Here is a 23,737-nt window from a genome sequence, read left to right on the forward strand (position 1 = left end):
CAAAGTAAGCAGGAGAATAACAAGATGAAATGTGTGCAAACCGTGTTAGCCGCCTCGTTGGCGATGGTTATTGCCTCCCAGGCACAGGCCGCTGTATCGGCTCAGGAAGCCGCCAGGCTCGGCACCAGCCTGACCCTGGTCGGGGCTGAAAAAGCCGGGAATGCCGACGGATCCATCCCCGCCTATGACGGTGGCCTGACCACGCCGCCGGCCAGCTTCAAATCCGGTGACAGCATGCGCCCGGATCCTTACGCCAACGAAAAGCCGCTGCTGGTGATCGACGGCAAGAACGTCGATCAGTACAAGGGCTTGCTCAGTGCAACCACCGCGGAACTGGCCAAGCGGTTCCCAAGTTTCCACGTCAATGTCTACCCGACCCACCGTACCGTCTCTTTGCCCAAGGCGGTGCTGGACAACGGGGTGAAAAATGCCACCGGCGCCAAGTCCCTCGAGGGCGGATTGGCCGTCGATAACGTGCTGCCCGGCGTACCGTTCCCGATTCCGCAGACGGGTAACGAGGCGATGTGGAACTTCCTGTTGCGTTATCAGGGCGTCAGCATCAACTCCAAGTACGACTCCTGGAACGTCGACTCCGCAGGCATTCCGAGCCTGGCGACCACCGGGCAGGCGTTCATTTCCTATCCGATCTACGAGAACCTGGCGCAGCCGATCAGCAGCGCCGACGTGTACTACCAGATGAAGCTGTCCTACACCGGCCCTGCGCGCCGGGCCGGTGAAGCGGTGATGCTCAAGGACGCCGCCAACCCGCTGCAGCAGCCGCGCCGTGCCTGGCAATACTTGCCTGGCCAGCGTCGGGTCAAGTTGGCACCGAACCTGGCGTACGACACGCCCAACCCCGGCACCGCCGGCGCGGGCACTTACGACGATGTTTTCGTGTTCAACGGTGCGCTGGACCGTTACGACTGGAAGCTGGTGGGCAAGCAGGAAATGATCGTGCCCTACAACACTTACAAGCTGACCTACGCCCAGGACCCCAAGTCGCTGACCACTGCCAATCACCTGGCACCCGATTATGTGCGTTGGGAAAAACATCGCGTCTGGGTGGTGGAGGGCAATCTCAAGGCTGGCGCCCGACACATCTATCAGAAGCGTCGCTTCTACCTCGATGAAGACAGTTGGACCGCTCTGGCCTCTGACCAGTACGACGCCCGTGGTCAGCTGTACCGTGGCTCTTTCGCGTTCCTCAGCCAGAGCTACGACAAGCAAGTCCCGGACTCCACGCCCTTCATGATCTACGACCTGGTGGGTGGCTCCTACAACATCAACGGTGTGGTGGGCCCTTACGGCGGGATCAAGTACATCGAGCCGCTCTCCAAGGCGCAGTGGTCGTCGGAATCCCTGGCAGGTAGCGGGATTCGCTAAGCAAACCGTGACAACGCGTCCGTGCGTTCCGTTGCCCGCAAGGCAAGGGAGCGCACGACGGTCGGCGTATGCCGATCGTTTCGGGCGCCAGGTTTGAAAGTCAGGCACACGGATGTGTGTCCCGGCGCGGTTATCCGAAGAGGACGCGGTATGTGTTCGTACAAAAATTATCTGCGGCTGGCGCTCGGCGCACTGCTTGCAATGTTGCAGGGCTTGAGCCAGGCCTCCGGTTATGTCGACGTGCTGGATCTGCCGGCCAGGGTCAGCGCCCTGGCTATCAACAGCCCGCTATCGGGCATGGCCCGCGCCGGCGACCGTCTGATTGCAGTCGGGCAGCGTGGGCACATTCTGTATTCCGATGATGCCGGCAAACACTGGCAGCAGGCCGCCGTGCCGGTCAGTGCCGACCTCAATGCCGTCAGTTTTCCCTCCGCCACCCAAGGCTGGGCAGTGGGCGGCGACGGTGTGGTGTTGCACAGCAGTGACGCGGGTGCGACCTGGCGCAAGCAACTGGACGGCCGCGAGATCGGCGCCTTACTGGTCAAGCATTACCAGGCGTTAGCCGGTGCAGAACCGGGCAATGAACAATGGCCGCTGCTGGTCGCCGAAGGTGAACGCCTGGTGGCGCAGGGCGCCGACAAACCCTTGCTCGATGTCTGGTTCGCCAACGACCGCCTCGGTTATGTGGTCGGTGTGTTCAACCTGATCCTGCGTACCGAAGACGGCGGCCAGAGCTGGACGCCGTTTCAGGATCGCACCGACAACCCGCAGGGCTTTCACCTCAACGCCATCGCCTCCACCGGCGATGCGTTGTACATCGCCGGTGAGCAGGGCCTGTTGCTCAAATGGAACAACGCCGATCAGCGCTTCACCGCCGTGCCGACACCCTATCAGGGCAGTTTTTTCGGCGTGCTCGGCAAACCCGGCGAAGTGATTGCCTACGGCCTGCGCGGCAACGTGCTGCGCAGCACCGACGGCGGCCTCAACTGGACCCCGCTGGACAGTGGCCTGCACGTCAGCATCACCGCCGGCCTCGTCGATAACCGTGGCAACTATCGCTTGTTCACCCAGGGCGGGCAGATGCTGGTCAGCCAGGGCACAGGCGCGCAATTGCACCTGGTTCAGCAACCGGCATCGACCCCGGTGACCGGTGCCGCTCAGTCCGCCGACGGTGCGCTGGTGCTGGTTGGCAGCCGTGGTGCACGGACGCTGTCCGTTGATTAAGTCCTCGAACCCTTAGAGCGAGAACCCAGACATGGGCCATACCAAACAAGAAACCATGCCGGTGATCCGCGATCTGCGGGATTTCGACTGCCATTCCGGCAACCGGCTGGAGCGGCTGGTGTTCAACTACCGTCCGCTGTTCATGCTGCTGATGGCGCTGGTCACCCTGATGCTGGGCTACATGGCCGCGACTCGCCTGGAGCTGCGTCCAAGCTTCGAAAAGATGATTCCGCAGAGCCAGCCGTACATCCAGAACTTCCTGGAAAACCGCCAGTCGCTGCGCGGTTTGGGCAACTCGGTACGGGTGGTGGTGGAGAACACTCAGGGCGATATCTTCGACCCCGGTTACCTGGACGTGCTCAAACAGGTCAACGACCGATTGTTCCTTGCCGAGGGTGTCGACCGTGCCTGGATGAAGTCGTTGTGGAGCCCGGCGGTGCGCTGGACCGAAGTCACCGAGGAAGGTTTCCAGGGCGGCCCGGTGATGCCCGATACCTACCAGGGCAAGCCGGCAGAAATAGAACAGCTGCGCCAGAACATTTCCCGCGCCGGTATCGTCGGCAGTCTGGTGGCCAGCGACTACAAATCGAGCATGCTGATCGTGCCGCTGCTGGACAAGGCCACGGCCAGCGGTCAGCGCATCGACTACCACGCCTTTTCGCAAATGCTCGAAGAACAGTTGCGCGACCAGATCGAGTTTGCCGGTGACAGTGCTGCACGCAAGGCCGGGGAGGAGGGCAAGGGCCCGTACAAAGTCCGGGTGATCGGTTTCGCCAAGCTGATGGGCGACCTGATCGACGGGTTGATCCAGGTGATGATGTTCTTTGGCCTGGCCGTCGTCACTTCGCTGATCATCATTTACGCCTACACCCGATGCGTGCGCAGCACCTTGCTGGTGGTCGGCTGCTCGCTGATCGCGGTGGTCTGGCAGCTGGGCATCGTCGCCTGGCTCGGCTATGCCATCGACCCGTACTCGGTGCTCGTGCCTTTCCTGATCTTCGCCATCGGCGTGTCCCACGCGGCGCAGAAGATGAACGGCATCATGCAAGACATCGCCCGTGGCACCCACAGACTGATCGCCGCACGCTACACCTTCCGCCGCCTGTTCATTGCCGGCGTTACCGCGCTGCTGGCCGACGCCGTCGGCTTCGCGGTACTGATGCTGATCGATATTCCGGTGATCCGGGATCTGGCGATCACCGCCAGTATCGGTGTGGCGGTGCTGATTTTCACTTCGCTGTTGCTGATGCCGGTGGCGCTGTCTTATGTCGGGGTGGGCGCCAGGGCTGCCGAGCGTGCGCTGAACATCGACACGCGCGCCGAAGGGCACAAAGGCTTCGGCAAACTGTGGGACTTGCTCGACCGCTTCACCACGGCCAAATGGGCCACGGGGGCGGTAGTGGTCGCGGTACTGATGGGCATCGGCGGTTTCATGATCAGCCAGCAGCTGAAGATCGGCGATCTGGAAAGTGGCGCACCGGAGTTGCGTGCCGACTCTCGCTATAACCGTGATAACGCCTACATCACCAGCCACTACGCGCTGTCCAGCGACCTGTTCGCGGTGATGATCAAGACCGCGCCGGAAGGCTGCCTGAGCTACAAGACGCTGATTCTCGCCGATCGCCTGGCCTGGGAGCTGCAGCAGTATCCGGGCGTACAGGCCACGACTTCGCTGGTTAACGCGGTGCGCCAGATCACCGCCGGCACCTATGAAGGCAACCCCAAGCTCAACAGCATCCAGCGCAATCAGGACGTATTGAATTACGCCGCGCAGCAAGCCTCGGTCAACTCCCCGGAGTTGTTCAACACCGATTGTTCGCTGATGCCAGTGATCACTTTCCTCAAGGATCACAAGGCCGAGACCCTGGATGCCGTGGTGGGCATCGCCGAAAAATTCGCCCTGGAGAACAACAGCGACGATCGCCAGTTCCTGCTGGCGGCCGGGTCGGCCGGGATTGAGGCGGCGACCAACATTGTGGTGCGCGAGGCCAATCGCACCATGCTGCTTTACGTCTATGCGGCGGTGACGCTGTTCTGTCTGATCACCTTCCGCAGCTGGCGCGCAACCCTGGTCGCCCTGTTGCCATTGGTCCTGACCTCGATCCTGTGCGAGGCGCTGATGGTGGCCATGGGCATAGGCGTGAAGGTCGCGACCCTGCCGGTGATCGCACTAGGCGTGGGCATCGGCGTGGACTACGCCTTGTACCTGCTCAGCGTGCAATTGCATTTCCAGCGCCAGGGCCTGCCGCTGAGCCAGGCCTACCGCAGCGCCGTGTCGTTTACCGGCCGGGTGGTGGGCCTGGTGGGCATCACCCTCGCGGCAGGCGTGGTGTGCTGGGTCTGGTCACCGATCAAGTTCCAGGCCGACATGGGCATCCTGCTGACCTTCATGTTCCTGTGGAACATGCTCGGCGCGCTGATCCTGATCCCGGCCCTGTCGTACTTCTTGCTGCGTCACCCCGTTGCGCAAACTGATGTGGCGCAAACCGCTGAAACCGATACAACCCAACGTCAGGCCATGTCGCATGCCCTGACCACTTCTGAGTAAGCCAACTATGTCTGATTACAAAGCTCCCTTGCGCGACATGCGCTTCGTACTCAACGAGGTCTTCGAGGTGTCCCGGCTCTGGGCCAGATTGCCTGGCCTGACCGAGGTGATCGATGAAGAAACGGCTGCCGCGATCCTTGAAGAGGCCGGCAAGATCAGCGCCGAGGTGGTCGCGCCGCTGAACCGCAGCAGCGACGAGCAGGGCTGCACCTGGAGCAATGGCATCGTCATCGCTCCCGAAGGTTTTGTCGCGGCTTATCAAGCGTTCGCCGCAGGCGGTTGGGTGGGTGTCGGCGGTGACCCACAGTTCGGTGGCATGGGCATGCCCAAGGCCATTTCGGCTCAGGTCGAGGAGATGGTCAACTCGGCGAGTCTATCGTTCGGCCTGTACCCGATGCTGACCGCCGGGGCGTGCCTGTCGATCAATGCCCACGCCAGCCAGGAACTCAAGGAGCGTTATCTGCCGAACATGTATGCCGGCACCTGGACCGGTTCCATGTGCCTGACCGAGGCGCATGCCGGCACCGACCTGGGCCTGATCCGCACCCGAGCCGAGCCTCAGGCCGACGGCAGTTTCAAGATCAGTGGCAGCAAGATTTTCATCACCGGCGGCGAGCACGACCTGACCGAAAACATCATTCACCTGGTGCTGGCCAGACTGCCGGATGCACCCGCCGGCCCCAAGGGTATTTCACTGTTCCTGGTGCCCAAGGTGCTGGTGAATGCCGATGGCTCGCTGGGTGAACGCAATGCACTGTCCTGCGGTTCAATCGAACACAAGATGGGCATCAAGGCGTCCGCGACCTGCGTGATGAACTTTGACGGCGCCACTGGCTGGATCGTCGATGCGCCGAACAAGGGGCTGGCGGCGATGTTCACCATGATGAACTACGAACGCCTGGGCGTGGGTATCCAGGGCCTGGCGTTGGGTGAGCGCTCGTACCAGAACGCCGTCGCATACGCCCGTGACCGTCTGCAAAGCCGTTCGCCGACGGGCGCGCAGAGCAAGGACAAGGCTGCCGATCCGATCATTGTGCATCCGGATGTACGGCGGATGCTGTTGACCATGAAGGCCTTGAACGAAGGCGGGCGGGCGTTTTCCAGCTACGTGGCCCTGCAACTGGATACCGCCAGGTACAGCGATGACGCGCCAACCCGCACCCGTGCCCAGGAACTGGTGTCGCTGCTGACACCTGTGGCCAAGGCGTTCCTCACCGACATGGGGCTGGAAACCACGGTGCACGGCCAGCAAATCTTCGGCGGCCACGGTTACATCCGCGAATGGGGCCAGGAGCAATTGGTTCGCGATGTGCGCATCACTCAGATCTACGAAGGCACCAACGGCATTCAGTCGCTGGACCTGGCCGGGCGCAAAATAGTCGCCAGCGGCGGGGCGCTCTACCGCTTGTTCGCCGCCGAAGTTCGCCACTACACCGCCAACGCCTGCGCTGACCTGGGTGAGTTCACCAAACCGTTGAACGCCGCGATGGACACCCTTGACGAACTGACCGCGTGGCTGCTGGATCGAGCCCAGAGCAACCCGAATGAAATCGGCGCGGCCTCGGTCGAGTACCTGCATGTGTTCGGCTACACCGCGTACGCCTACATGTGGACGCGAATGGCCAAGACTGCGATGAGTACGCACTCCAAGGACGTTTTCTATGCCAGTAAACTGGCCACCGCGCGCTTCTACTTCGCCCGCCTGCTGCCGCGCATCCACTCGCTGAGTGCATCGGCCAGGGCCGGTAGCGAATGCCTCTTTGAACTGGAAGCAGCGCAGTTCTGATCGAAAGGGCACTGTGCCCATTTCGTCACCCTCCGTCCCTAAACCGATCAAGCCACCGCTCCTTGGATAGACCACGCTGAACGGTCTGTCCAAGGAGATGACCATGATTCGACTGACCCTGATCGAAGCCCGTGAATTGGCCGAATCGATCCTGTTGCACAACGGTTTTAACCTGGCCCATGCGCAAGCGGTGGCGGCGACGGTGATCGCCGGTGAGCGCGATGGCTGTGCCTCCCACGGTTTGTACCGGATTCTGGGCTGCGTGAATTCCCTGCGGGCCGGCAAGGTGTCGGCCGACGCCGAGCCACGGGTGATCGACCAGGCACCGTCGATTGTGCGGGTGGATGCCGGGGGTGGTTTTTCGCAGTTGGCGTTCCAGGCAGGTTTGCCGTTACTGGCGGAGAAAACCCGGGCCAACGGGATTGCGGCGTTGGCGATCAATCGCTGCGTGCATTTCTCGGCGCTGTGGGTGGAGATCGAGCAGTTGACCGCCGCCGGGCTGGTGGCGCTGGCGTGTAATCCGAGCCATGCCTGGGTGGCGCCGGCCGGGGGACGGGTGCCGGTGTTCGGCACCAATCCCATTGCCTTTGGCTGGCCACGCGTGGGGCAGGATCCGTTTGTGTTCGACTTCGCCACCAGTGCAATTGCCCGTGGCGATATCGAGTTGCATCGGCGTGCCGGCAAGGCGATTCCCGAGGGCTGGGGCGTGGACGCCGAGGGGCGGCCGAGCACCGATGCCAACGTGGTGCTCGATAGCGGCGCGATGCTGACGTTCGGTGGGCACAAGGGCTCGGCGCTGGCGGCGATGGTGGAGTTGATTGCCGGGCCTTTGATCGGTGACCTGACCAGTGCCGAGTCACTGGCTTACGACGCGGGCAGCAAGTCATCGCCCTACCACGGCGAGCTGATCATCGCGCTGGATCCGCGACGTTTTCTGGGCGCGGCCACTGAAGAGCACTTGGCCCGGGCCGAGGTGTTGTTTCAGGGGATTGAAGGGCAGGGCGCGCGCTTGCCGTCGCAACGGCGTTATGTGGCACGGGCGCACAGTTTGGTGGAGGGCGTGCAGATTCCCGAGGCGCTGTACAACGATCTGAAAGCACTGCTGACTTGAATGCGATGAAAATCCTGTAGGAGCGAGGCTTGCCCGCGAAGAACGACGACGCGTAATACCTGAAAATCGCGGTGCATTCTTCGCGGGCAAGCCTCGCTCCTACAGATTGTGTTACAGCGAGGCGTGCTGGATGTTGCCATCAACCAGGCGGGCAATGCCCAGCGGGTTGGCGTTTTTCAGGGCGTCGGGCAGCAAGGCATCCGGGCAGTTCTGGTAGCACACCGGGCGCAGGAAACGCTCGATGGCCAGGCTGCCGACCGACGTGCCACGGGCGTCGGAGGTTGCCGGGTAAGGGCCGCCATGCACCATCGCATCGCACACTTCAACGCCGGTGGGGTAGCCATTGAACAGTACCCGGCCGACCTTTTGTTCCAGCAGCACCAGCAGATCGGCGTGTTCCTTCAGGTCCTGCTCTTCGCCAATCAAAGTGGCGGTGAGTTGACCGTGCAAACTGTTCAGCGCTTGTTGTAACTCGGCTTTATCGGCCACTTCGACGACGAGGGTGGTCGGGCCGAACACTTCTTCCTGCAACAGCGGATCACCCTTGAGCAGCAGGCTGACGTCGGCCTTGAACAGTTGCGGCCGGGCTTGATTACCGTGCTGGTCCTGGCCTGCCAGATGGCTTATCCCTGGATGGTCGACTAACGCCTGCACACCTTTTTCGTAGCTGGCGAGGGTGCCGGCGTTGAGCATGGTTTGCGCCGGCTGTTCGGCCATCAAGGCACTGAGCCGAGCGGTGAACGCGCTGAACTGTGGTGAGCCAATACCGATTACCAACCCCGGATTGGTACAGAACTGACCGCACCCCTGAACCACCGACGCCACCAGTTCACCGGCGATTTTTTCGCCCCGTGCGCGCAGGGCTTCAGGCAATACCAGCACCGGGTTGATGCTGCTCATTTCGGCGAATACGGGAATCGGTTGTGGCCGTGCGGCGGCCATGTCACAGAGGGCGCGACCGCCTTTGAGCGAGCCGGTGAAACCGACGGCCTGGATCGCCGGATGCTTGACCAGCGTTTCACCGACGCCCGCGCCGTAGATCATGTTGAACACGCCTTTAGGCATGTCGGTTTGCTCGGCGGCGCGGATGATTGCGTCGGCCACGTGTTCAGCGGTCGCCATGTGTCCGCTGTGGGCCTTGAACACCACCGGGCAACCGGCGGCCAGAGCCGCCGCGGTATCACCGCCAGCGGTGGAAAAGGCCAGCGGGAAGTTACTGGCGCCGAACACGGCCACCGGACCGACGCCGATCCGGTATTGGCGCAGGTCGACCCGTGGCAGAGGCTGACGTTCGGGCAACGCGCGGTCGATACGCGCCCCATAGAAATCGCCCCGGCGCAGCACCTGGGCGAACAGGCGCATCTGGCCGCTGGTACGGCTGCGTTCACCCTGGATGCGTGCGGTCGGCAGGGCAGTTTCGCGGGTGACCAGGGCGACGAATTCGTCATCCAGGGCATCCAGTTGCGCGGCGATGGCCTCGAGAAATTCTGCACGGCGTGTCGCCGGCAAGTTACGAAAGGCAGGGTAAGCGGCAGCGGCGGCTTGGGCTGCGGCGTGCACTTCCTCGACGGTGGCTTGCATGAACGAATAGGGCAGCGCTGCGCCGGTGCTGGCGTCATGGCTCTGCATCGCGATGTTGCCAGCGGCGCTGCGGGCACCGCCGATGTAGTTGTGGCCGATGATCTGGGGCATGGAAAACTCCTGTCGAAAAAGGTGGGGCAGGCCCCTTGTAGGTCAATCAAGGGTATGGAGTCGTGCGCTGTTTTGTGGCGAGCGAGCTTGCTCGCGTTGGGCTGCGTAGCGGCCCCAAAATAGTGGCAACCATTGCCTATTTTGCGAGTGCTGCGCACTCGAGCGGGAGCAAGCTCCCTCGCCACAGGGTGTGGGGTGTGTCAGGTTCAGGCCAGCGAATCACCCCGGCGTGCAGCGGCCGGCACGGCGTTGTCCAGGGCGGCAATTCGCGCAGCGGATTCGGCATCCACCTGGTGCAATGACTTGCCACGGGTTTCCCGGGTCAGGCCGACAGCCACGATGGAGATCAGCGCAGCGCCCACCAGGTACCAGGCGATCGGTGTCGAGCTGTGGTACTTGTTGAGCAGGGTGATGGCGATCAGCGGCGCGAGGGATCCGGCGAAGATCGGCGCCACCTGGTAGCACAGCGAAAGGGCGGTGTAGCGCACGTGGGTCGGGAACATTTCGGCCATCAGCGCCGAGTAGGGCGCATAGGTCATCGACTCGATGGCCAGGCCCAGGGTGATGGCGCCGATGATCAGCCAATTGTTGCCGGTGTCCATCATCGGGAAGCCGATGAAGCCCCAGAACGCAGTGAGCACCGCGCCGATCAGGTACACCGGTTTGCGCCCGACGATATCCGACAGATAGCCCATCAACGGAATCAGGAAAAAGTGCAGCAAGTGCGCGCCGAACATCAGCAACAGAATCTCTGAGGTGTCCTTGTGCACCACCAGTTTCAGGTAGGTGATCGAAAAGGTGACCACGGTGTAATAGAGGATGTTCTCGGCAAACCGCGCGCCGATCCCCACCAGCACCGCGCGCCAGTGATGACGCAGCACTTCCACCACACCCAGTTGTTGCTGCTTGGTCTGCGCTTGCCGGGCCTGGGCCTCCTTGAAAATCGGCGCGTCATCGACGCTGGTGCGAATCCAGTAGCCGATCAGCACCACCACCGCCGAGAACCAGAACGCCACGCGCCAGCCCCAGGCGAGGAATTGTTGCTCCGACAGGTTTGACGACAACAGCAGCAGGGCGACGGTCGCCACCAGGTTACCGGCCGGCACCCCGGCTTGCGGCCAACTGGCCCAGAAGCCCCGGCGATTGTCCGGGCAATGTTCGGACACCAGCAGAATTGCGCCACCCCATTCGCCCCCAAAGGCAAAGCCCTGAATCAGCCGCAGCAGCACCAATAACACTGGCGCGGCATAGCCGATGCTGTCGAAGCCGGGCAGGCAACCCATCAGGAACGTGGTGATGCCAACCACCACCAGGCTCAGTTGCAGCAGGCGCTTGCGGCCGAATTTGTCACCGTAGTGACCGAACACCAGACCGCCCAACGGACGGGCGAGGAAGCCGACGGCGTACAGGGCGAAGGCGGCGATGATGCCGTCGATCGGACTGTCGGTCTGACGGAAGAACAGCTGGCCGAAGACCAAGGCCGAGGCGGTGCCGTAGAGAAAGAATTCATACCACTCGGCGACAGTGCCGGCCATGGCGGCGGCCACCACGCGTTTGAGTCCCGAGGGTGTGGTTGCGCTGGAGGTGCTGTGAGGATTGGACATGCTGACGTTTCCTGTAGAGGCGCGAAAACAGGTAGCCGGGCCGGACCCGCGAGGATCCGCCCGGCAATCACTCAGAGACCGACGTCCGGCAACTCCGGACGATTGGCCATGGCCTTGGCCATGATCTGTTCGACGAACTCCCGATCAGCTTGCGGCAGTGCCAGGCGTGGCGGACGGGTCAGGGCGCTGCCGCGACCGGCGATGGCTTCGCAGAGTTTGATGCACTGCACCAGGTCGGCACGGGCATCGAGGTGCAGGATCGGCATCAGCCATTCGTAGATCGGCATGGCTTCGGCGAAGCGACCGGCCTTGGCCAGGCGGAAGATGGTCTCGCCTTCTTTCGGGAATACGTTCGACATGCCCGAGACCCAGCCTTCGGCCCCCACCGCGATGCTTTCCAGCACCACGTCATCGAGACCTGCGAACAGCACGAAACGGTCGCCGACTTCATTGCGCACGTCGATGAAACGGCGGGTATCGCCGGAGGAATCCTTGAAGCACACCACGTTGTCGCAGTCGGCCAGGGAAATCAGGATGTCCGGGGTGACGTCGTTTTTGTAGATCGGCGGGTTGTTGTAAACCATCAACGGTACGTCGGCGTTCTTCGCCACGTAGCGGTAATGCTCGGCGGTCTCGAACGGCTTGGAACCGTAGACCAGCGCCGGCATCAGCATCACGCCGTCGACACCGACCCTGCGCACCGCGTTGGCCACCTTGGCCGCTTGCACACTGGTGAACTCGGCCACACCGCAAATCACCGGCACGCGGCCGCGAGAGGCGTCGACCGCAACTTCGGTCACGGCGATTTTTTCTTCGGCGGTCAATGAGGTGTTTTCCCCCACCGAACCACACACCACCAGGCCCGATACGCCGTCACGGATCACGTTGGAAATCACCTGGTGGGTTTTTTCCAGGTTGATGGAGAAGTCATCGTTGAATTGAGTGGTCACCGCGGGGAAGACGCCACTCCAGTTAATGCGCTTGCTCATTGTTGCCTCCGGTTCGTTTTTGTATTTCGTATACGATATTTTAAATGCCGATACTCGGCCAGTGGTTTTTTCAATCAATCAGGGTTTTTATAGCCGTTGGTCTGGGGGAGTTTCAGGCGCCGGGCCAGGTGTCTGACAGGCGATAGCCCTGTGGCCAGGGATCGCTGGGGTCGAGCAGCAATTGGTGGGTGCCGGTGATCCAGGCCCGGCCGGAAATGCACGGGTAGATCGCCGGGCGGCCGGCCACTTCGGTCATCGAATCGATGCGGCAATGGAATTCGGAACCGAGGATCGAACGGCCGATAAAGCGCTCGCCAACCTGCATCAATCCCTTGGCCTGCAACACTGCCATACGCGCCGAACAACCAGTGCCGGTGGGCGAGCGGTCGATCTTGCCGGGTTGAATCACCACGGCGTTAGCCCCGGTGGCGATGCCATTTTCAGCCACGATGGGCGCGGCAATCTGGCAGAAGGAAATATGCGACCACTCGGGGTTCAGCGGATGGACGAAGCCCAGTTGTTCATTGGCCGCGCGGGTGATTTTCAACCCGACCTCGACCAGCTCGGCCGCCTCGTCAGGGCGGATGGAAAAGCCCAGGCGTTTGGCGTCGGCGATGACAAAACTGTCGCCACCGTACGCGGTGTCGACCTGTAACGAGCCGAGGCCTTCGACTTCGATCCAGGCGTCGAGGCGGTCAGCGAAGGAGGGCACGTTCTTGATTTCCACCCGTTCGACCTTGCCGTCGCGGCAATCGGCCACGGCCTCGATCAAGCCGCCGGGCGCTTCGAGCACCAGCCGGGTTTGCGGTTCGGTCATCGGCAGGATGCCGCTGTCGAGCAGCACCGTGGCGACGCACAGCGAGTTGGAGCCGGACATCGGTGGCGTGTCGGCCGGTTCCATGATGATCCAGGCCATTTGCGCCCGAGGGTCCTTGGCCGGCACCAGCAGGTTGACGTGGCGGAACACGCCACCACGGGGTTCGTTGAGGACGAAATTGCGCAGGGTTTCATCCTTGGCGATCCAGCGCGATTGCTCCCACACGGTGGCGCCGGGCGGTGGGGCGACACCGCCGACGATCACATCGCCGACTTCGCCTTCGGCGTGGCAACTGACCACATGAATGACTTTCGATGAACGCATGGCTGACTCCTTTTATCGCCGGTCGTTATTTCACTGATTTGAGAAACGCCGCCGTTTCCGCATGTATCGGATTGCCAATCACCTGATCCGGCGAGCCGATCTCGTGCACCAGGCCATTGCGAAAGAACGCCACACGGTCGGACACATCGCGGGCAAAGCGGATTTCGTGGGTCACCAGCACCATGGTCATGCCGTCTTCGGCGAGCATGCGCATGGTGTCCAGCACCTCGCCGACCAGTTGCGGGTCGAGGGCCGAGGTGGCTTCGTCGAACAGCATGTAGTCCGGTGACATGGCCAGGGCGCGGGCGATGGCCATGCGTTGCTGCTGGCCTCCGGACAACTTGCCGGGGAAGGTCTTGAGCTTGTCGCCAAGGCCCACGTGGGTCAGTTGCTGCACCGCCAGCGCCTCGGCGTCGGCCTTGCTTTTGCCCAAGACCTTGCGCGGCGCCAGCATCACGTTTTCCAGCACGGTCAGGTGCGGGAAGGCATTCCATTGCTGGAACACGATGCCGATTTTCTGCCGCAGGCGGTTGAGGTCGGTGGCGCTGTGATGAACCTCGACGCCGTCGACGCGGATGTTGCCTTTCTGGATCGGTTCCAGGCCGTTGATGCACATCAGCAGGGTCGATTTGCCGGAGCCCGAGCCGCCGATGATCGACACCACTTCGCCCTTGTCCACCGTCAGGCTGACACCCTTGACCACGGCCAGATCGCCGAAGGATTTATGTACGTTGTCGATCTCAATCATTTTCTTGCCACCTTCTTTCCAGACGAGCGCCCAGGCGTGCAACCACCAGGCTCATGACGTAATAGATAAGGCCCGCGACGCACAGCACCAGCAACGGTTCCTGAATGCGGGTGACGATGGTTTGCGAGGCGCGCAGCAGTTCGACGATGCCGATCCACATCACCAGCGCGGTGTCTTTCATCACCCCGAGCACCAGGTTCAGCCAGCCGGGGAAGGCCACGCGGGTGGCCATTGGCAGGACGATCCAGCGCAGGTCCTGCAAAAAGCTCAGGCCCAGCGAACGACTGGCCCGTCGCAAGGTGAACGGCACCGACAGCACGCCGCTGCGCACGATCTCGGTGAAGTACGCGGCGGTGTAGACCCCCAGCACAATGCAGCCGACGCTGAAGGCGCTGAGGTTCAAGCCGACGATGCTTTTGAGCGAGTTGAACAGCACGAACTGGATCAACAGCGGCACGCTGCGAAACACGTCCAGCACCCAGGCCAGGGGCAGGCTGGCGCGTGGCAACAGCGCTCGCAGCAGGCCAAACAACAGCCCGGCGAAGGAGCCGAGGATGATCGACCAGAACGTCAGTTGCAGGGTGACCCAGGCGCCGTCGAGCAGGAACAGCAGGTCATTCCAGGAAAAACTGGTGGAAAACATGGTCAAGCCCTCAGTAACGGAACAACCGCCAGGCCATCAGCCGGGCTGACGCGACGATCGCCTTGGCAATCAGGTAATACAGCGCGGCGGCGATAGCGAAGTATTCGAAGGTGCGGAACGTTTTGACGTTGTAGTCCTGGGTCACCCCGGTCAGGTCATTGTTCAGCCCGACGATCACCCCCAGCGACGTCATCAGCACCGCCCAGACCATCTGATTGGTCAGCGGGTAGAAGACGATCCGCAACAGCTGCGGGACGATGATCATGCGGTAGGCCTGGAAGGCACTCATGCCCAGCGAACGCGCGGCGCGCACTTGCGTGTCGGGTACGGCCTTGAGGCCGCCGCGAAAGTTCTCCGCCAGATACCCGGCATTGTTGAAGGTGATCCCGGCCAGCAGGGCGAACCATGAGCTGACGTGCAAGCCCAGCGAGCCGAGGCCGAAGTAGAGGACGTAGATCTGAAACAGCGACGGGGTGTTGCGCGCGATCGATACCCAGCCGTTGCCGATGCCGCGCAGCAGCGGGGTTTTGCTTTCGCGCATCACCGTCAGGGCCAGGGCGATCAGCACGCCGAAGATCATCGACAACGCGGCGGTCTCGAAAGTGACCCAGGCACCGGCGAGCATGTCCGGCAGGGCGCGCAGGGTGGCGCGCCATTGGAAGGTGTAATCAAACATGCGCGAGAGTCTCCAGAGGGGCGGCGGTTTGCAGCCAGGCCGGCAGACGACCGCTGGCCGTGGCACTGCAAGCGGTATCGACACATTCAGCCAGGCTGGCGAAATGCACCTTGCGGCCCACCAGGCCGGGTGCGTAATGGGCGTATTTGCCCGAGTTGGTCATCAAGGTTTTTGCACCCGGCGGGATCACCGGTTCGCCGAGCATGCACCAGCAGGTATCGGTCACCAGGGTCGCGCCGAAGGCTTCGATCACGGCGATATGCCCGGCTTCGCGAGCCTGCTCCAGCACGGCGCGGCCGCAAGTAATGGCGAGGACCACGTCGGGGTGTTTGTGCCGACCCAGGCACAGTCGCGCCAGGTGAGCGAACTCGCTGAGGGAGAAATGCGGGTTACCCAGCGAGACCACATCCACCCGGCTGTCGCGGGCACTGTTGAGTTCGCGCCAACTGACCAATAGATCCTTCAGGCGGATTGTTTCCACGGGTAGGGCTACATCTCCCGCCAGCACCTGCGCCGGGTCGATAGCTTCCGGGGTGATCCCGGCGATATGGAATAACGGGGCGGCGGAGGTGGTGGCAAACGCCGCGCCGAACGCCTTGAGGTCGTCCAGGCTCGGCTTGCGGTTTTCCAACCCGCGCACCAGTGGAATCCGGCTGCCCGCCAGCGCGCCGATGTGGTAACCGAGCAGCGGGTAGAAGGCATCGTCCAGTTCGCCCAGGGCGGGCACCTCGACCTGCAGTCGGGCCTTGCGTTGTGCGTCCAGGTGGCAGCCGATCAACGGGGCGCGGCCGGTCAGGGCGATGCAGATGTCCAGGTAGTCCGGGTACTTCAGGGTGCGTGCCCCCAGCACGCTGTTGGCGTAGACCACCGCGTTGGATTCGGCCCAGACGATCTGCTCGCCCGCCTTCGGCGCGCTGTCGAGCAGGTAGGGTGCGCAGGTGAAACTGAGTTGCGCACCCATCGCCATATAGGCATCGCCCAAGGCACTGGCCGGTTCGCCGAGCACCGGGTCGATGCCCAATTCGCGCCAGCGGCGCTGGTCCACGGAAATTGAATTGAGGGTGGTGGGCACCCGCACGTTGGCGCCCCATTGCACCAGTTGTTCGGCAAAGCGCAGGCTCGCAGGTCCGGTGTAGATGCAGCCGTCGATGTGCGCCTGGGTGACATCCACCAGGCGGCGGGCACCTTGCAGTTCGGCCATGCGCAGAACAATCTGCATGGCCACTTGTGCAGCCTTGCCATGTTGGCCGTCGAGCAGCGCCCGATCGTGTTCGGTGAGTTCGAGCGGGGCGCTTGGGTCTTGCGTTTGCAACGGGCTGTCGAGTGCCTGCCAGGCATCGCCCGGCAGGTGTTCGAACACGGTTACCGAGGCGCCGTCGACCCGAGCGAAGGCCTTGCCGCGCAACGCGGCGAAGGCCTCCCGGCCGATGCACAGCACCGGCAGGGAACGCTCGAAAATGGTCTGCGCCACGAGCACGCCCAAGGTCAGGATCTCATCGGGTTCGGCCAGCACCAATGCAGCCGGTGCGTGACCGTTGCTGATCAGTTCCATCAACACGCTACTGCCGGTGCACGAGCCGCGACCGCTGGGAATGGCCAGCACGCGGCCGGCCAGGTATTCGCCGCTGAGCGGATGGTGACGGTCAATGATCTCGCCGCTAAACGGATCGACCCCGCCCCAGAAACTCAAGCCGATATCGGCGAACAGCAGGGCGCCCTCGGCGGCGCCCGCGACCAGGCTGCGACCGGTCAGAGAAGTGGGCCTAGGCATGCCGGACACCTCAGTAGTAGACCTGTGGCACGGTCAGGTTGGTCGGCGGGATTTCAGTGCCGACCCATTTGACGAACAGCTCTTTGTAACGACCGGTGCGCACCTGTTGGTTGACGAACAGGTTGAGGTAGTTGAGCAGGCCATACTCGTTACGCTTGGCGCCGAGGGAGACGTAGTCGATCACGTACGGCGCGTTACCGGCGACTTTCAGGTTTTTGTATTTGCCCGATTTGAGGGTGGCGGCGGCCACGGTGTTGGTGACCACGGTGGCGTCGATATGGCCTTGGGCGACGGCCAGCAGGGTGTCGTTCTGCGACTGATAGGCGCGGAAGGTGCCGGTGCCCCAGTTCTTCACGTCTTTCTCTAGCGCGATGGCTTCATAGGTGCCGCTGGTGTTACCCACGGGTTTGCCCTTGAGGTCATCGAAGCTGTTGATGCCGGTGTCGTCGCGGGTCAGCACCACCATCTGGAAGGCGAAGTAGGGCACGGTGAGGCCGACGGTCTTGGCCCGTTCGAGGGTGTCGGAAGTGGAGGCGACGATCACATCGGCCCGCCCGGAGACCAGCGCCGGAATACGGTCCGGGAACGGCGTCTCGACCACTTCGACCTCGACCCCGAGGATTTTCGCCAGGTCATGGCAATAGTCCACGTCGAAACCGGCCGGGTTGTTACCAGCATCGCGGAAACCCATGGGCGGGAAGTCCAGGGTCACGGCGCAGCGCAGCTTGCCTGAACCGATGATGTCGTCGAGCTTGTCGGCCTGGGCGGTGGCAATGAAGGAGGTACTGAGAACAGCGCTGAGGGCTACGGCAAATGCGGGGTTTTTCATAGAGGCCTCGTTGATGTGAAGTGCTGTTGGATATCGTATTGGGGATTTCGTATACGATATTAAATATAGCAATCAACGTGCCCGTTTCCAGGCCGAGGCGTGAATTTGTTGGCAGGCCTTGGAGTAGAGGTGTTGCGGTGCGTCAGAGTGACGCCGTGAGGGGCGGGGGCCGCGATGGTGGGTGTTACAGATGGGAGCAATGGTTGTGCGGGGCGCCCCTTTAGGGAACATCGGCGCCCTGCGATCACCCCGTGCTCTGACACACCCATGTGGCGAGGGAGCTTGCTCCCGCTGGGTTGCGAAGCAGCCCCAAATCCAGCAACCGCATTTTTCTGGCACACCGCATATGCCGGTTTTGCGACTGCTGCGCAGCCGAGCGGGAGCAAGCTCCCTCGCCACAATAAGTGCTCTCACTACAGACTTTCGTCAGCCCTGCGGATCGAGGTTATCCAGCACTCGATTCACCGCCAGCTCCCCGAGCATGACCACCGATTGAATCCCCAACATGATGTTGCGATGGGGCATGTCCATCAACCCGGCGAATTCAGTGAGCATCATGCTCGCTGACGCCAGGGATTCGCAGGCGTTGACCAGCAGGGTTTCGTTATCGACTTTCTCACCGACATGGTAAATGGTGCTGGGTTTGCGCTGGGTGACTTTGGGGGTGGGTGGTTTGAGGTAATGGTCGAGGGCGCGCTCGGCGGCTTCGTTGAGTTTTTTCGAATCGGGGGTTTCGTAGGGGGAAACGTCGTCGGTTTCCGGAGGATTTGGCGTTGGTTTGAACATAGATGGAGCTCCAGATATTAAAAGTGGAGCCATCACCTTCGCTACCAAACGAAGAGGTGGTGGCCATACGCAGGTTGGTAGACCGGTCATCTGGCAACCCGGCGCGCCCGAGAGCGCCCTACGCATAGCCACCATAAAAACAGGAGACGAAAACAGTCTCTGCATTAGGTCGCGCTATGCGCCAGAAAACCGGGCTACCAAACCCGATCGCTGTTTTTTTCAGCGACAGGGAAACGATATAGCCCAGGCCACAGGCGCACTAGCCGGCGGATTCTGGCGTAGTCGTAGGCAGAGGCGCAAGGATGTGTAGCCTGGGTGAGTGTCTGGAGATGTCTATTAAACATCGCCTGTTTATTGGTCTTACTGTGGGTTGATCATTCCCATGCTCCGCGTGGGAACGATCCTTAGCGCTGAGTATCGCGATACTGACTCGGCGACAAACCGGTCAACGCACGAAACTGCCGGCTGAACGCACTGTGGTCGGTGTAACCGCAGCGCAAGGCGATCTCGGTGATCGGCAACTCGGTGTGCAGCAACAGCCGCGAACCTTCTTCCAGGCGCGCCTTGTTGATCATCTGCCGTGGCGTGAGCTGGAACACCCGCTTGCAGTGACGCTCCAGTTGCGCCACGGAGTAACCGGCGATGGCGGTCAGTTCGGCGAGGCTGATGGGGCGGGCGAAGTGGCTGCGGATGTGCGCGTCCACGGCGGCGAGTTTCTGGAACGCGGGGTGATTGGACTGCGGCGATTGCAGGTCGCGGGAGATCCCGGCCAGGCCCACGATGTGACCCTGTTCATCCTTCAAGGCGAGTTTGTGGGTCAGGCACCAGATCGGCTGGTTGCCGTAATACAGGTGCAGTTCCAGTTGGTCGGCCATCTCGCGACCGCTGGACAGCACCCGCCGATCCTGTTCGGTGTACAGCGGGCCGAAGCGTTCCGGGAAGACCATCTCGGCGGTGAGCCCCAGCAGATCCTCGCTATGTTTGAAACCGCAACGCCGGGCCAGGGTCTGGTTGACGAAGGCATAGCGGGCTTCGCGGTCCTTGATGAAAAACACCACGTCCGCCAGGGTGTCGAGCAGCGGCGCAATCGGCTGCAGGCTGTTCAACAGCGTGGGCAGGTCGCAGGGTTTGAAGGTGCTGAGCGAGGGGTACATGGCGCTGGGGTCTGAGGGCGACCCCGGGATCATAGAGGCTCGACAGCGCGGCTGAAACCCCCGAGGGGGTTTCAGGCCGGCGGGGTGTCGTCCAGGCACATCAAGGTCTCGATGCGTGCCGGGCTGAAGGGCGGGCGGGGCGCCGAGGATTGCCAGCCAAACAGGTGCTGCACCGCACCGCCACACACCCGGCCCTGACAGGCGCCCATGCCACAGCGACTGGCCAGCTTGGCTTCGCGCCAGTCGGTGTGCCCGGTCAATGCGCCGTAGGGCACGTCTTCGCAGCGGCAGACCAGGGTGTCGGGGCGGGCCAGGGATTTGAGTTGTGGGTCGAGGGCGAAGGCCTGATTCAGTGCCTTGGCGAAACCCTGCCAGCGTGCCCGACGTGGCCACAACTGGCGTGCCGCTTCAAGGTCACCGACCGCCGCGTGGCCCGCAATGGCACCTTCGACCAACGCCAGTTCACTGCCACCAAACCCGGTGCATTCTCCCGCCGCATAATGATCGACGCGACTGGCCTGCCAGGCATCCACGGCCAACGCCAGACCCTCGATGGCGTAACCCAGTGCCTGGCCCAATTGAATGTTCGGGATCAAGCCGAAACCACAGGCCAGCCGATCACAGGCCAGTTCGACGATTTTGCCCTGCTGTTGCAGGCGCACACCTTCCAGCCGATCAGTGCCAAGGGCGGCCAGCACATGCGTCGCGGTGCGGTAATGGCGGTCGAACAGGCTGAACGATTGCAGCCATTTGCCAGGCCAGCGGGGCAGTTGCGCGGCGAAACCGGCGACGGCGGTGCGCGAGGCTTGCTCGGCGATGCGCTGGATCTGCGCGCCGTGTTTTTTCGCCGTGGCGGCACTGGCCAGCAACAGCGGGCCGCTGCCGGCGATCACCACGCGCTCACCCTGCACCGGCAGGCCCGCCTTGATCAGCGCCTGCAAGCCACCAGCGCCGGTCACGCCGGGCAACGTCCAGCCGGGGAAGGGCAGCAGCAACTCGCGGGCGCCGGTGCACAGAATCAATCGGTGATAACTGATCAGCCAGCCGTCATCGTCATTTTCGACCAGCAGCTGTTTCGGACCGGGACTGGCGATCACCCGAGTGCCAGCGTGACGGCGGATGTTGCTGCACGCCTGCAAACGTTCACGCAGGCGACGGGCCTGGTCGGGCACATTGGCTTGAGGGCCGTCACGCCAGATTTGCCCGCCCGGCAGCGGATTGTCGTCGAGCATGACGATGCGTGCGCCACTGGGGGCAGCGGCAAGAGCAGCGGCCATGCCGGCGGGGCCGGCTCCGATGATCAGCAGATCGGCGTATTCGTTCATGGGCATGTCTGCACCTGCATGCCGTCGCGGCACAGTGTCTGGCAGGCCAGGCGTCGCCGGCCGTCGATGGTCACCCGGCATTCCTGGCAAATGCCCATGCCGCACAGCGGTGCGCGGCGTTGGCCACTGACCGAAGTGCGCGTGCATCCGTCGCTGCCCAGCGCCAAGGCTGCGGCGACGCTGGTGCCCTCGGCCACCTTCAAGGCGCGGCCGTCCAGCAGTAATTCAGGCATAGGCGGGTTCTCCGAGGAAACGCTGGGGCAGATAGGGTTGGGCGGTCAGTGGCGGGGTTTCGTTGAACAGCTGCGCCACCAGCAAGTCGGCCGTGCCGGGGGCCGTGGTGACGCCCAACCCTTCGTGCCCAACCGCCAGCCACAAGCCCTGCTGCTGTGGGTGCTGGCCCACCAGCGGCAGGCCGTCGGGGCTGGCGGCGCGAAAACCGGTCCAGGCGCGGATGCCGTTGAGCCGGGCCAGCCCTGGCATGTACTCGGCGGCACGCTTGAGCATTTTCGCCAGCATCCAGCCTTCGACCTGCGGGTCGGTGGTGCCGAATTGCCGTGAGGCTCCGATGAACAATTGCCCGGTCGGGCGCGGCTGAATATTGCAGGCGGTCGATGGCCCGGTGGCGTTGTGGGCGCTGGTGACGTATCCCAGCTCCACCAAGGTGTGGGTGACGGTGCCGGGGTAGCGGTCGGTAATCAGCAGGTGGCCCTTTTTCGGCTCGATGGGCAACTCCGGGCACAGTTCGCTGGCCTGAATGCCGTTGGCCAACACCACGGCTTCGGCCCGCAACCAATGGCCGTCATCGAGGTAAACGCGATTGCCATCGACCGCGCTGACCCGCGCCCGGTGCTGACGGATGTTCGGTGTGTCGAGCATCCAGCGGGCCGTCGCCGGCGCATACAGAATGCCGTCGCCATTGATCAGCAAGCCGCCTTCCAGATCCTCGCGCAGTTCCGGTTCACGCTGACGCAAGGCGCTGGCGCTGACCAGTTCACACGCCACGCCCTGGGCTTTCAGGTTCAGGTATTTGCTGTGGGCGACCGCCATTTCCTCGGCGTTGGCCGCCAGCCACAGTGTGCCGTTGTTGCGGTAGGCGCAGCCGTCGGGCAGGTCCGGCGCCAGTTCACGCCAGCGTTGCAGGGAATATTGGCTCAGGGCCAATTCGGCCGGGTTGTCATCGAGCACCAGCAGGTGGCCCATGCCTGCCGCCGTCGCACCGTGCAGGCCGGCGTCCAGCACCAGCACCTGCAAGCCACGACGGGCCAGCGCCTGGGCGCAGGCGGCGCCGATGATGCCGGCGCCGATCACGATCACATCGGCCACCAGGCCCTCGCTCATGGGCGAATGCCCCAGGCGAACGGGTCATCCTGTTCGATGATCAAACTGGCTTCGGCGCTGATAAAGGCACGGCCACGAATGGTCGGCACGATGCGCTCGCCTTGCCATTCGTAAGAGCCTTCGAACTCGCTGCCGATGACACTGGCCTGACGCCAGATCTGCCCCGGTTGCAACTTGTCGTCGGCGGCCAGGCAGGCCAGTTTGGCACTGGTGCCGGTGCCGCACGGTGAGCGGTCATAGGCCTTGCCGGGGCAGAGTACGAAGTTGCGGCTGTCGGCTTGATCGTCATCGGCGAACAGTTCGATATGGTCGATCAACCCGCCGTCTTCGCCACGAATGCCCTGGGCTTCCAGCGCTTGTTGCACGGCGTAGGTATAAGCGGTCAGCGCGTCGAGGTTGTCGCCGGCCACCCGCAGGCCATGCTCGGCGATCAGGAAAAACCAGTTGCCGCCCCAGGCAATATCGCCGACCACCTGGCCGATGCCCGGCACCTGCAACACCAACGCCTTGCGGTAACGGTAGGCCGGCACATTGCGCACGCTCACCGAATGGTCTTCGTGCAGGGTCGCCTGCACCGTCCCCACTGGCGTCTCGATGCGGTGCACGCCGGGGCCGATCTTGCCCAGATGCGCCAACGACGCCACCAGGCCGATGGTGCCGTGGCCGCACATGCCCAGGTAACCGGTGTTGTTGAAGAAAATCACTCCGGCACAGGCGCTCGGGTCTACCGGTGTGCAGAGCAGGGCACCCACCAGCACGTCGCTGCCTCGTGGTTCCAGCACACAGGCCGCGCGCCATTGATCATGATGGTCGGCCAGCCGCTTGCGCCGTTCAGCCATGCTGCCGGTGCCCAGGTCAGGAAAGCCGGCGGTCACCAGACGGGTCGGTTCGCCGCCGGTGTGGGAGTCGATCACGGTGATGCGTTTCATGGGAGGGCCACGTCCGTTCAGATGAGTGAACGCAAGAGTGGCCTGTGCGGCGGGGTG

The 23,737-nt window shown here is 62.9% G+C and carries 20 protein-coding genes; 5 read left to right on the forward strand and 15 right to left on the reverse strand.

The features are described from left to right. Positions 1–24: 24 nt before the first annotated feature. From LOY28_RS09120 to LOY28_RS09140, 5 genes are all read left to right on the forward strand, one after another. Positions 25–1,383: a DUF1329 domain-containing protein gene (locus LOY28_RS09120; protein ID WP_018928313.1), complete on the forward strand. Its 1,359-nt coding sequence runs from the start codon at positions 25–27 to the stop codon at positions 1,381–1,383. 150 nt (positions 1,384–1,533) lie between these two features. Further along, positions 1,534–2,607 (forward strand): YCF48-related protein, encoded by a 1,074-nt coding sequence (locus tag LOY28_RS09125; protein WP_018928312.1) that lies wholly within the window; start codon positions 1,534–1,536, stop codon positions 2,605–2,607. Positions 2,608–2,638: 31 nt separating this feature from the next. Then, positions 2,639–5,155, forward strand: a complete 2,517-nt coding sequence (locus LOY28_RS09130; protein WP_018928311.1) for an RND family transporter — start codon at positions 2,639–2,641, stop codon at positions 5,153–5,155. Between the two features lie 7 nt (positions 5,156–5,162). Next, on the forward strand, positions 5,163–6,941 hold the full coding sequence (locus tag LOY28_RS09135) for an acyl-CoA dehydrogenase C-terminal domain-containing protein (RefSeq protein WP_258613382.1): 1,779 nt from the start codon (positions 5,163–5,165) through the stop codon (positions 6,939–6,941). A 103-nt stretch (positions 6,942–7,044) separates the two neighbouring features. Continuing rightward, the gene (locus tag LOY28_RS09140; protein ID WP_018928309.1) at positions 7,045–8,052 is read left to right on the forward strand and encodes an Ldh family oxidoreductase; all 1,008 of its coding nucleotides are present in this window, start codon (positions 7,045–7,047) and stop codon (positions 8,050–8,052) included. A gap of 111 nt (positions 8,053–8,163) precedes the next feature. On the opposite strand, the gene LOY28_RS09145 is transcribed toward LOY28_RS09140, so the two are convergent. The 15 genes from LOY28_RS09145 to LOY28_RS09215 all read right to left on the reverse strand — a co-directional run bounded on the left by LOY28_RS09145 (position 8,164) and on the right by LOY28_RS09215 (position 23,680). After that, complete coding sequence (locus tag LOY28_RS09145) at positions 8,164–9,744, reverse strand: aldehyde dehydrogenase (NADP(+)) (protein ID WP_258613383.1); 1,581 nt, start codon at positions 9,742–9,744, stop codon at positions 8,164–8,166. Positions 9,745–9,950: 206 nt separating this feature from the next. Then, entirely contained in the window at positions 9,951–11,348 is a 1,398-nt protein-coding gene (gene abaF, locus LOY28_RS09150) for a fosfomycin efflux MFS transporter AbaF (RefSeq protein WP_086945302.1), read from the reverse strand. Positions 11,349–11,419: 71 nt separating this feature from the next. After that, positions 11,420–12,337, reverse strand: a complete 918-nt coding sequence (locus LOY28_RS09155) for a dihydrodipicolinate synthase family protein (protein ID WP_018928306.1) — start codon at positions 12,335–12,337, stop codon at positions 11,420–11,422. 112 nt (positions 12,338–12,449) lie between these two features. Beyond that, positions 12,450–13,478 (reverse strand): trans-3-hydroxy-L-proline dehydratase, encoded by a 1,029-nt coding sequence (locus LOY28_RS09160; RefSeq protein WP_018928305.1) that lies wholly within the window; start codon positions 13,476–13,478, stop codon positions 12,450–12,452. A gap of 25 nt (positions 13,479–13,503) precedes the next feature. Further along, positions 13,504–14,226 (reverse strand): amino acid ABC transporter ATP-binding protein, encoded by a 723-nt coding sequence (locus LOY28_RS09165; RefSeq protein WP_018928304.1) that lies wholly within the window; start codon positions 14,224–14,226, stop codon positions 13,504–13,506. Beyond that, complete coding sequence (locus LOY28_RS09170) at positions 14,219–14,869, reverse strand: amino acid ABC transporter permease (RefSeq protein ID WP_018928303.1); 651 nt, start codon at positions 14,867–14,869, stop codon at positions 14,219–14,221. Before LOY28_RS09170 ends, LOY28_RS09165 begins: the two co-directional genes overlap by 8 nt. Positions 14,870–14,879: 10 nt before the next feature. Continuing rightward, the gene (locus LOY28_RS09175) at positions 14,880–15,545 is read right to left on the reverse strand and encodes an amino acid ABC transporter permease (protein WP_018928302.1); all 666 of its coding nucleotides are present in this window, start codon (positions 15,543–15,545) and stop codon (positions 14,880–14,882) included. Continuing rightward, positions 15,538–17,316 carry an aconitase family protein gene (locus tag LOY28_RS09180; RefSeq protein ID WP_258613384.1) on the reverse strand — a complete coding sequence of 593 codons (1,779 nt, stop codon included), beginning with the start codon at positions 17,314–17,316 and terminating at the stop codon, positions 15,538–15,540. The genes LOY28_RS09175 and LOY28_RS09180 overlap by 8 nt, the downstream gene beginning before the upstream one ends. Before the next feature lie 10 nt (positions 17,317–17,326). Continuing rightward, positions 17,327–18,145, reverse strand: coding sequence for a transporter substrate-binding domain-containing protein (locus tag LOY28_RS09185; protein WP_258613385.1), 819 nt, complete (start codon positions 18,143–18,145; stop codon positions 17,327–17,329). Between the two features lie 426 nt (positions 18,146–18,571). Next, positions 18,572–18,931 (reverse strand): DUF6124 family protein, encoded by a 360-nt coding sequence (locus LOY28_RS09190; RefSeq protein ID WP_258613386.1) that lies wholly within the window; start codon positions 18,929–18,931, stop codon positions 18,572–18,574. A 404-nt stretch (positions 18,932–19,335) separates the two neighbouring features. Further along, complete coding sequence (locus tag LOY28_RS09195; RefSeq protein ID WP_018928298.1) at positions 19,336–20,085, reverse strand: AraC family transcriptional regulator; 750 nt, start codon at positions 20,083–20,085, stop codon at positions 19,336–19,338. Positions 20,086–20,156: 71 nt separating this feature from the next. Next, on the reverse strand, positions 20,157–21,410 hold the full coding sequence (locus LOY28_RS09200; protein ID WP_258614425.1) for an FAD/NAD(P)-binding oxidoreductase: 1,254 nt from the start codon (positions 21,408–21,410) through the stop codon (positions 20,157–20,159). Further along, positions 21,407–21,643 (reverse strand): (2Fe-2S)-binding protein, encoded by a 237-nt coding sequence (locus tag LOY28_RS09205; RefSeq protein ID WP_008074690.1) that lies wholly within the window; start codon positions 21,641–21,643, stop codon positions 21,407–21,409. The genes LOY28_RS09200 and LOY28_RS09205 overlap by 4 nt, the downstream gene beginning before the upstream one ends. Next, on the reverse strand, positions 21,636–22,751 hold the full coding sequence (locus tag LOY28_RS09210) for an FAD-binding oxidoreductase (protein WP_064616859.1): 1,116 nt from the start codon (positions 22,749–22,751) through the stop codon (positions 21,636–21,638). Before LOY28_RS09210 ends, LOY28_RS09205 begins: the two co-directional genes overlap by 8 nt. Further along, positions 22,748–23,680 (reverse strand): 4-hydroxyproline epimerase, encoded by a 933-nt coding sequence (locus LOY28_RS09215; RefSeq protein ID WP_111453686.1) that lies wholly within the window; start codon positions 23,678–23,680, stop codon positions 22,748–22,750. Before LOY28_RS09215 ends, LOY28_RS09210 begins: the two co-directional genes overlap by 4 nt. Positions 23,681–23,737 lie beyond the last annotated feature (57 nt).

The sequence above is a fragment of the Pseudomonas sp. B21-017 genome, assembly GCF_024749245.1.
Classification (GTDB): domain Bacteria; phylum Pseudomonadota; class Gammaproteobacteria; order Pseudomonadales; family Pseudomonadaceae; genus Aquipseudomonas.

Coding starts and splice junctions, on each gene's coding strand:
- LOY28_RS09120 (WP_018928313.1), top strand. CDS start 25: ATGAAATGTGTGCAAACCGTGTTAGCCGCCTCGTTGGCGATGGTTATT.
- abaF (WP_086945302.1), bottom strand. CDS start 11,348: ATGTCCAATCCTCACAGCACCTCCAGCGCAACCACACCCTCGGGACTC.
- LOY28_RS09125 (WP_018928312.1), top strand. CDS start 1,534: ATGTGTTCGTACAAAAATTATCTGCGGCTGGCGCTCGGCGCACTGCTT.
- LOY28_RS09165 (WP_018928304.1), bottom strand. CDS start 14,226: ATGATTGAGATCGACAACGTACATAAATCCTTCGGCGATCTGGCCGTG.
- LOY28_RS09130 (WP_018928311.1), top strand. CDS start 2,639: ATGGGCCATACCAAACAAGAAACCATGCCGGTGATCCGCGATCTGCGG.
- LOY28_RS09140 (WP_018928309.1), top strand. CDS start 7,045: ATGATTCGACTGACCCTGATCGAAGCCCGTGAATTGGCCGAATCGATC.
- LOY28_RS09190 (WP_258613386.1), bottom strand. CDS start 18,931: ATGTTCAAACCAACGCCAAATCCTCCGGAAACCGACGACGTTTCCCCC.
- LOY28_RS09185 (WP_258613385.1), bottom strand. CDS start 18,145: ATGAAAAACCCCGCATTTGCCGTAGCCCTCAGCGCTGTTCTCAGTACC.
- LOY28_RS09205 (WP_008074690.1), bottom strand. CDS start 21,643: ATGCCTGAATTACTGCTGGACGGCCGCGCCTTGAAGGTGGCCGAGGGC.
- LOY28_RS09160 (WP_018928305.1), bottom strand. CDS start 13,478: ATGCGTTCATCGAAAGTCATTCATGTGGTCAGTTGCCACGCCGAAGGC.
- LOY28_RS09195 (WP_018928298.1), bottom strand. CDS start 20,085: ATGTACCCCTCGCTCAGCACCTTCAAACCCTGCGACCTGCCCACGCTG.
- LOY28_RS09135 (WP_258613382.1), top strand. CDS start 5,163: ATGTCTGATTACAAAGCTCCCTTGCGCGACATGCGCTTCGTACTCAAC.
- LOY28_RS09180 (WP_258613384.1), bottom strand. CDS start 17,316: ATGCCTAGGCCCACTTCTCTGACCGGTCGCAGCCTGGTCGCGGGCGCC.
- LOY28_RS09170 (WP_018928303.1), bottom strand. CDS start 14,869: ATGTTTTCCACCAGTTTTTCCTGGAATGACCTGCTGTTCCTGCTCGAC.
- LOY28_RS09210 (WP_064616859.1), bottom strand. CDS start 22,751: ATGAGCGAGGGCCTGGTGGCCGATGTGATCGTGATCGGCGCCGGCATC.
- LOY28_RS09175 (WP_018928302.1), bottom strand. CDS start 15,545: ATGTTTGATTACACCTTCCAATGGCGCGCCACCCTGCGCGCCCTGCCG.
- LOY28_RS09200 (WP_258614425.1), bottom strand. CDS start 21,410: ATGAACGAATACGCCGATCTGCTGATCATCGGAGCCGGCCCCGCCGGC.
- LOY28_RS09145 (WP_258613383.1), bottom strand. CDS start 9,744: ATGCCCCAGATCATCGGCCACAACTACATCGGCGGTGCCCGCAGCGCC.
- LOY28_RS09215 (WP_111453686.1), bottom strand. CDS start 23,680: ATGAAACGCATCACCGTGATCGACTCCCACACCGGCGGCGAACCGACC.
- LOY28_RS09155 (WP_018928306.1), bottom strand. CDS start 12,337: ATGAGCAAGCGCATTAACTGGAGTGGCGTCTTCCCCGCGGTGACCACT.